The sequence below is a fragment of the Streptococcus sp. CL8.13 genome, from assembly GCF_049737895.1.
Genome location: NZ_JBKOTT010000036.1, coordinates 1 through 7,875, shown reverse-complemented (window position 1 = coordinate 7,875; position 7,875 = coordinate 1). Strand labels below are relative to the sequence as shown.

8 protein-coding genes and 2 pseudogenes are annotated in these 7,875 nt (G+C 34.1%); 9 read left to right on the top strand and 1 reads right to left on the bottom strand.

Going from position 1 to position 7,875, the window contains the following annotated elements:
• Positions 1–66 (bottom strand): annotated as a pseudogene (locus ACLNCN_RS02160) (helicase BlpT); the annotation flags it as partial.
• 295 nt (positions 67–361) lie between these two features.
• Here ACLNCN_RS02160 and ACLNCN_RS02155 point away from each other — a divergent pair.
• From ACLNCN_RS02155 to ACLNCN_RS02115, 9 genes and pseudogenes are all read left to right on the top strand, one after another.
• Entirely contained in the window at positions 362–1,099 is a 738-nt protein-coding gene (locus ACLNCN_RS02155) for a response regulator transcription factor (RefSeq protein WP_020902193.1), read from the top strand.
• Between the two features lie 13 nt (positions 1,100–1,112).
• Complete coding sequence (locus ACLNCN_RS02150; RefSeq protein WP_020902194.1) at positions 1,113–2,462, top strand: sensor histidine kinase; 1,350 nt, start codon at positions 1,113–1,115, stop codon at positions 2,460–2,462.
• A gap of 716 nt (positions 2,463–3,178) precedes the next feature.
• Positions 3,179–3,298 (top strand): PncF family bacteriocin immunity protein, encoded by a 120-nt coding sequence (locus tag ACLNCN_RS02145; RefSeq protein ID WP_004269601.1) that lies wholly within the window; start codon positions 3,179–3,181, stop codon positions 3,296–3,298.
• 451 nt (positions 3,299–3,749) lie between these two features.
• Complete coding sequence (locus ACLNCN_RS02140; RefSeq protein ID WP_020903123.1) at positions 3,750–4,154, top strand: hypothetical protein; 405 nt, start codon at positions 3,750–3,752, stop codon at positions 4,152–4,154.
• 45 nt (positions 4,155–4,199) lie between these two features.
• On the top strand, positions 4,200–4,448 hold the full coding sequence (gene blpZ / locus ACLNCN_RS02135) for an immunity protein BlpZ (protein ID WP_424844530.1): 249 nt from the start codon (positions 4,200–4,202) through the stop codon (positions 4,446–4,448).
• Positions 4,449–4,477: 29 nt separating this feature from the next.
• Positions 4,478–5,092, top strand: a complete 615-nt coding sequence (locus tag ACLNCN_RS02130) for a lysostaphin resistance A-like protein (RefSeq protein ID WP_424844529.1) — start codon at positions 4,478–4,480, stop codon at positions 5,090–5,092.
• A gap of 135 nt (positions 5,093–5,227) precedes the next feature.
• Positions 5,228–5,581: pseudogene (locus tag ACLNCN_RS02125) on the top strand (CPBP family intramembrane glutamic endopeptidase); the annotation flags it as partial.
• A gap of 92 nt (positions 5,582–5,673) precedes the next feature.
• Positions 5,674–6,798 carry an AAA family ATPase gene (locus ACLNCN_RS02120; RefSeq protein ID WP_033684785.1) on the top strand — a complete coding sequence of 375 codons (1,125 nt, stop codon included), beginning with the start codon at positions 5,674–5,676 and terminating at the stop codon, positions 6,796–6,798.
• Complete coding sequence (locus tag ACLNCN_RS02115) at positions 6,785–7,600, top strand: hypothetical protein (protein ID WP_033684786.1); 816 nt, start codon at positions 6,785–6,787, stop codon at positions 7,598–7,600. The genes ACLNCN_RS02120 and ACLNCN_RS02115 overlap by 14 nt, the downstream gene beginning before the upstream one ends.
• Positions 7,601–7,875: the final 275 nt, after the last annotated feature.

The following is a 7,875-nucleotide window of genomic DNA, read 5'->3' as shown; positions in this document are numbered from 1 at the left end:
TTGGTAGGCTTTGTTTAAGTCAGTAATCAAAGTCTGAGCTCTTTTGATAGGGTCTGTATCTGTCATGAGAATGCCTCCTCTAATCTGGGTGCTAGTCTTGGTTCTAGCAACTGTGTTTTGATACTGTCAGTCTATCACTTTTATCTCCTTTTTCGCCTTCAAATCTTTAATTGCCCTTGAAATTTCCTGAATGGTACTGTTAAGATTTTATGATAAAATAGTTGTAAGATTATCATGCTTATTTGAGGAACAAGCGACCCTTCAGGAGCATTAAAGGCCTGTTTAGGATTTGGTGGGCTTGTATCATAGTATTTTTGCTATTCTCTTTTTAGGAAGAAATCGAAACAAGGAGAGTAAGAAGATGAGAATATTTGTTTTAGAAGATGATTTTTCCCAGCAGACTAGGATTGAAACGACGATTGAGAAACTCATGAAAGAACATCATATCACTCCCAGTTCTTTTGAAGTCTTTGGTAAGCCAGATCAACTGCTGGCAGAGGTGCATGAGAAGGGGGCGCATCAGCTATTCTTTTTGGATATTGAGATTCGAAATGAGGAGATGAAGGGTCTAGAGGTGGCTAGAAAGATTCGGGATCGGGATCCTTATGCTCTCATCGTCTTTGTGACGACTCACTCGGAGTTTATGCCCCTGTCCTTTCGCTACCAAGTGTCTGCTTTGGACTACATTGATAAGGCCTTGTCGGCAGAGGAGTTTGAATCTCGTATCGAGACAGCCCTCCTCTATGCCAATAGTCAAGATAGTAAAAGTCTGGCGGAAGATTGCTTTTACTTTAAATCAAAATTTGCCCAATTCCAGTATCCTTTTAAAGAGGTTTATTATCTTGAAACATCGCCCAGAGCCCATCGTGTTATTCTCTATACCAAGACAGACAGGTTGGAATTTACAGCTAGTCTAGAGGAGGTTTTCAAGCAGGAACCCCGTCTCTTGCAGTGCCATCGCTCTTTTCTCATCAATCCTGCCAATGTGGTTCGTTTGGATAAGAAAGAAAAACTTCTTTACTTTCCCAATGGTGGGAGCTGTATGATAGCGCGTTATAAGGTCAGGGAAGTGTCTGAGGCTATCAATAACTTGCATTGAGCTAGGAGAGTTTATGAATATTGCTTGGATATTATTGTATACGCTTATTACTAATGGGCTAAAAATTGTTATTTTCTTTAAGGTAGATGGAATTGGTCTCAATTTTGAGAGAATTTTTAAGGCCTTTCTTTTTAAGCTACTTTTGGCAGTTGTTTTTGTAATGATTAGCTATATAGTAGGAAATGATTATCTATCTTATTTTATGGAACCCTTGTACGGTATAGGTTTGTCTTTCTTACTGTTAAGAGGGCTTCCTAAAAAACTCCTCTTCTTTTATGGTCTCTTTCCAATGATATTGGTAAATCTCTTTTATAGAGGGGTCTCCTATTTTGTGCTTCCATTTTGGGGACAAGAAATTGTAGATAAAGGTAGCAATCCTATCTTTTTATTGATGACGATATTCGTTTGCTTCATAGTTTTAGTCTTTTTGAAATGGTTGGACTATGATTTCACTAACTTGAGAAAGGAGATTCTCGATAAAGGTTTTCAAAAGTCCCTGACCACGATTAACTGGATAATGGGGGCTTATTATCTAGTGATGCAAAGTCTGTCTTTCTTTGAATATGAACAAGGTATTCAATCAACGACTGTTCGCCATCTGATTCTAGTGTTTTACTTGCTCTTTTTTATGGGGATTATCAAGAAACTGGATACCTATTTGAAGGACAAACTCCATGAGAGATTGGACCAAGAGCAGGCCTTGCGCTACAGAGATATGGAGCGATATAGTCGGCATATAGAGGAACTTTACAAGGAAGTCCGGAGCTTTCGCCATGACTACACTAACCTCTTGACCAGTTTACGTCTAGGCATTGAAGAGGAGGACATGGAGCAGATAAAAGAGGTCTACGACTCGGTCTTAAAGGATTCTAGTGAAAAATTGCAGGACAATAAATATGACCTTGGACGACTCGTAAATATTCGTGACCGTGCCCTCAAAAGTCTTCTAGCAGGGAAATTTCTAAAAGCTAGAGATAAGAAGATTGTCTTTAATGTCGAAGTTCCTGAGGAGATTCAGGTTGAGGGGATGAGCCTACTTGATTTTCTAACCATTGTGTCTATCCTTTGTGACAATGCCATTGAAGCTAGTGTAGAAGCCTGTCAACCTCACGTTTCAATCGCCTTTTTAAAAAATGGAGCACAGGAGACCTTTATCATTGAAAACTCCATCAAAGAAGAGGGCATCGATATTTCTGAAATTTTCTCCTTTGGAGTCAGTTCTAAAGGGGAGGAGAGAGGAGTTGGTCTCTATACCGTTATGAAAATTGTGGAAAGCCATCCTAATACCAGTCTAAATACCACCTGTCAAAATCAAGTCTTTCGTCAGGTTTTAACAGTTCACTCGATGTCAGTCGATGATTAGAAGATTTGTGGAAAGAAGTACCGCCTGTAGTCATCAATTAAAATACTATAGTATGTGAGGTATATTAAATGAATAAGAAATCCTTTTTTATCATCTGTTCTACGTTGATTATAGCATCGAATCTTCTCATGATTTCCGTTGTGAATAAGGGAGAAGAAACGGGGAGTAATCTGTTTGTGATTGCTATAGCCTGTGTTATGCTACCAGCCTTTTTATATGCAGTTGAAAACAGACTTACTTCAATGGTAAGAGTAGAATCAATACTCCTGATTCAGTTGACAGTTATATCCCTACTCCGTCTTATCAACAGAATAGAGAGGACGCCTGAAATTCTCAACATTATCATTACTCTTCTGGTTTTAGCAGGTGGGACAGCCTGTATCCTTGTTGCAATCATGAGAATCTATCAGAACAGACGGAAGTGAGGGTGAATAGTTTTCTATTTTGTATTTTCACATTGTTAAGTTTCCATAGGGCAAGTATGTTTTTCATGCTTGCTTTTTTAAATTTTTTACAATTCAAGATGTTTTGATGACCATTTATGATTTGGATGGAAAATTTTAAAAAATAGTAGTATACTAACCTTATTAAGGTTGTAATAGGACGAAAGTAAAAAGAGGTATTCCTCGTGAATGCAAAAACAATGTTACAATTGGCTATTATGGTTGCTTAAATGATTGAGCTTGTATGTAGAGGAGCTGTACTTGGAGGTAATTATGGATTTCAAAAGTTTTCTTATTGTTTTTGTTGTTGGTATGTTTGTTTCTTTTATTACTTCTTTAATTAGGGAAAAATTTTTAAAATCTCCAAAGAAGAATAAAGATAGATCTAATTAGATAAAGAGATTTTTTATCGCTAGTTTAATCTACAGGGGAGTTTCTTTAATATTGTTTCGCCTGTCAAAATGATATGTGATAGCAGGATAAAAAATCTACAAATTAAGTTGGTATCATATGGTGTAAAGGGCAAGTATGTTTTTCATGCTTGCTTTTTAAATTTTTTACAATTCAAGATGTTTTGATGACCATTTATGATTTGAGTGATCCAAGGTCGACATGAGTGCTATACTAGCAGTGTAAAGGTTGTAGCTCAACTAAGATAAAGCATACATTTAGGAGAAAATCTTATGAAGAAAAAAATACTGATCATTTTCGTTCTATATCTGATCATGTCTATCCTTCTTTATCCGCTTAGGGAGAGTATTTGGTATCATCTATTTTATACCATAGCCTATATGATTGCGGTTGTGATCTATTTTGCTTTAACTAAAAAGAAAGGAGCAAAGAAATGAAAACTTTTCTTGCTAAAAAACGGAACATCTTCCTTGCGAGATTGTTCCTAGGTCAGTTGCCTTTACTTGTCTCTACTTATCTATTTCTATCTCGTCAGTTTTTAAATTTTTCCTTGGTTTTCCAATTTCTTTTAGTGGTTATTAACTTGGCTTCTATTTTGGTCACTGTTTATCTCACTAGAGAAATGAGGATAAGAAAGTTTGAAGATGATGATTTGGTTAGTCCTAGAACCAATCAACTCATGTTCATCGGCTTGACAGGTTTTATGTCTATTATTTGTTTGTATAGAGGTGTCACAGCAGGAGAATCTTACCAACAACTAATTGCCTATATTGGCGCTATTCTCTGCTTGATTATTATGCTTCTACTCATTTGGGGCTTGAAGTATTATAAAAAGTAGGGAAGAACTTGCGGCTAGTCTATAGTCTGATAAGAGGAGGTCATCATGTATAAACACTTATTTTTCCTAGATTCCAAAACTTTAGACCGGTTGACGCCCTATATTCTGGTCTTGGCTTCTGACACCATTGCCTTTAATGTTTTTGTGCTAACCTTTGTATCTGTGGTGGTCTTTAATTCCCTAAATTCCATGCTAGCTTTAATGGCTATCTTCTTAGGGGCTAGCTATGTGGTCGGATTTTGGTTACTCAAATGGTTTGTTTTGGAAAGACTAGATCTAAAGAATGACGTGTAGGAAGTCTGTTTGGTGAGGAGGATAGCTTTATGGCCATTTTCAATAAGTGTCATGCCTTGTTTTTGGGATTTTTAGTATTTGCAATCATTGGTACAGCGGGATATTCCGTCAATCAAGGGGATTATTTTCAACACCAGTACACATTCATTATTATAAAGAGTCTCTTGCTTTTCCTTAGTTTTGGCTATGCGAAATGGTTTGACATGATTTCTTTTGGGATGTTAAGCAGGAAACAACTCTTGCTGTTCATTGGAATTTTTCTTCTCACTGTGCTTGTAAGTATTAGCTATCATGCTTTTTTCTCAGTTGTTTCTGGTGCTTCGGATCAACACCTTGAGGAAGCTAGTAAAGGATTTTCGCTTTCTTTTATTGTTAGTGCTACAGTTTTGGCACCTATCCAGGAGGAACTCCTGTTTAGAGGACTTCTTCAGGGTGCGGTTTTTGACAATTCTTGGCTAGGACTTGTACTGACTTCCTCTCTCTTTTCTTTCATGCATGAACCTTATGATGTGCCTTCGTTTTTCTATTATCTACTTGGAGGCTTGTTGCTGGGCTTTGCTTATAAAAAGAGCCAAAACCTATGGGTTTCTACTCTAGTCCATATGTTTTACAACAGTTTGCCACTCTTAACTTATATTCAATGAAAATCAAAGGAAAAACTAGTAGCAGGCTGTACTGGAGTACAACAAGGCAACGTTAGTATAAAATGGTTTGTTTTGGAAAGATTAGAGCTCAAGGATGACTTGTAGGGAAGTTTGTTTGTTGAGGAGGATAATTTTATGAAGTTTTTTGATAAATTTCATGCCTTTTGTTTTGGATTTTTAGTACTACTAATCGTCATTACAGTTCCTTATACGATTAACCACGGGGATTTTTTTCAAAATGAATCTGAATTGATTATTGTAAGTCTTCTTATAACCTCGCTGAGTGTTACTTATGCTAGAAAGTTTGAAATGATTTCTTTTGGGATGTTAAGCAAGAAAGACCTTTTGCTTTTCATTGCAATCTTTCTTCTAAGTGTACTTGAGACGCTGGTTTATATTCATTTCTTCGCTGTTTCTTCTGGCGCGGGAGTTCAACACTTGGCGGAAGTCAGCAGAGGAATTTCCCTGTCTTTGATTTTGATGCTAAGCTGGATTCTAGAACTTAGATAAAATTCTTTGACAATTGGGTTATTCTTTAGTATTATATAGGTGGTGTAAAAAAATTACACTAAGGAGGAAACATGATTAAAACATTTAAAGTTAAAGGTTTTAAGAATTTTAAAGATGAATTAATCTTCGATTTTACCTCAGGGAATTACGAATATAATACTGATGCAATTCAAGATAACCTTGTTAAAGATTCACTAATCTATGGAGATAACGCCAGTGGGAAATCCAATTTAGGCTTGGCTCTTATGGACATAGTTTCACATTTGACAGATAAACATATCAGAGAAGAAGAATATGATAAACATTACTTAAATTTAGACAGTGATGTAGATATAGCGGAATTTGAATATACTTTTCAGTTTGATAAAGATGAACTTATATATAGATATAAGAAATCTAGCTTTCTAAGATTAGTAGAAGAAATTGTTTTGATTAATGGGACTACAGTAATAGACTCTCGTCAAAAAAATGAAAGAGAAAAAGCAAACTTGAAAGGTACAGAGCATCTAACATTTGATTTTGATACTGAGGATCTATCATTAGTTAAATATATTAGGAATAATACAGCATTAAATCCTAAGACAGATAAAAATGTTGAAGTATTTTTACTTTTTATGGATTTTGTCAATAGAATGCTATCTTTTGATTCGCTGAACGGAAACAGGTATAGAGGTTTTAAAACAGGTTCGGAATCTATTACCTCAGCAATTATTAAGGCTGGAAACCTTAGTAACTATAATCAATTTTTAAAAGATTTAGGTATAGATTATAATTTATTTGAAAAAGAGGTTGATGGAGAAAAACAGATTTATGTGAAATTTGACTCAGGAAAGGAAGTAGATTTTTGGGGCATTATGTCTAAAGGCACTAGGTCACTAACACTTTTCTATTATTGGTATATGTCGTTTGAAAAAGAAGTTCGTTTTGTTTTTATGGATGAATTTGATGCATATTTTCATAATGATGTTTCTCGTGAAATTATTAAAAGATTAATAAAAATACCATCTCTTCAATTAGTTATAACAACACATAATACCACTAATATGTCTAATACTTTATTACGACCAGATTGTTATTACATCATTGAAGGTAATGAAATATCTAGTCTTTCAAATAAAACAGATATGGTTATAAGAAAAACACAAAATTTAGAGAAAATGTATAGAACAGGATTCTTTGCTGATGTCAGAAGCTAGAAGAATACTATTTATTACCGAAGGTAAAAAACCGGATAAAAACCTTGTGAAATCGGTTTGTAATTTTCAAAGTAATTTTTTTTCTCATAAAATTGATTATGAAATAGTTGTTTTTTCTACAAACATTTATTCCTTATATGAGAAATTAAAAGAAAACCAATATGAACAAACAGTAGAACATATTTGTGAATTATCTGATGGTGAATTTGAATATACTAGTGAGGACTTCTCTCTAATTTATCTCTTTTTCGATTTAGACGCTCAACACTATAAAAAAGATAAAAATCTAGAAAAAATATATAACAAAATTGAGGAGATGTTAAATTTATTTAATGCTGAGACCGAAAATGGTAAACTTTTTTTAAGTTATCCTATGGTGGAAGCTAATAATTACTTTCATGAAAGTTTTATAAATTGTGATAGTATTAATCTTATTACATATCCTGTGTTTAGCGATGTTCACTTTAAAGATGCGTGTGAGAGTTTTATCAAAGAACATGGTCCATTTCAAACGAGAATGAAAGATAAAAATCAAGTTTGGCTTAACTTGGCTTGTTATACAACTTATATATTATTTCATTTAAAAATCAATTCATTTATACAAGAGGGGCTCATAGATTCTAAAGACATATTTTTAAAGCAATATAATGACTTTATATTACCTTTTGAACGAGTATTGTTACTTAGTGCATTTCCTCAATATTTACTTTATTTTTATGGAGTTAAAAAATTTATAGATGATGAGCTGCTTCAAATGTTATTAAATAATGAAGTTGCTATGAAGATTACCCATATTGGATAATTTTACCTATGTTGAAAATTCTAAATTTTTACATTATTCACTTTTATTGTCACCTCCCCAAATAATAGATTTTCTATATCTTGTAATCAAACACAGATAGTCGATAGGTGAATTTTTGAATTATCTAGTTTTTGTGTGAGACAATATAATTATTTTAGCATTTCGTAAAATTTTTGGCTCTTTGTCAACTGTAGTGGGTTGAAGAAAAGCTAAGATTTAGAAAGGACAAATTTCGTCCTTTCTTTTTTGATATTTAGAGCGATGAAAATCCGTTT

Bases quoted from the DNA above. Each gene is read 5' to 3' on its own strand.
- ACLNCN_RS02155 (WP_020902193.1), top strand. From the start codon at position 362: ATGAGAATATTTGTTTTAGAAGATGATTTTTCCCAGCAGACTAGGATT.
- ACLNCN_RS02150 (WP_020902194.1), top strand. From the start codon at position 1,113: ATGAATATTGCTTGGATATTATTGTATACGCTTATTACTAATGGGCTA.
- ACLNCN_RS02145 (WP_004269601.1), top strand. From the start codon at position 3,179: ATGGATTTCAAAAGTTTTCTTATTGTTTTTGTTGTTGGTATGTTTGTT.
- ACLNCN_RS02140 (WP_020903123.1), top strand. From the start codon at position 3,750: ATGAAAACTTTTCTTGCTAAAAAACGGAACATCTTCCTTGCGAGATTG.
- blpZ (WP_424844530.1), top strand. From the start codon at position 4,200: ATGTATAAACACTTATTTTTCCTAGATTCCAAAACTTTAGACCGGTTG.
- ACLNCN_RS02130 (WP_424844529.1), top strand. From the start codon at position 4,478: ATGGCCATTTTCAATAAGTGTCATGCCTTGTTTTTGGGATTTTTAGTA.
- ACLNCN_RS02120 (WP_033684785.1), top strand. From the start codon at position 5,674: ATGATTAAAACATTTAAAGTTAAAGGTTTTAAGAATTTTAAAGATGAA.
- ACLNCN_RS02115 (WP_033684786.1), top strand. From the start codon at position 6,785: ATGTCAGAAGCTAGAAGAATACTATTTATTACCGAAGGTAAAAAACCG.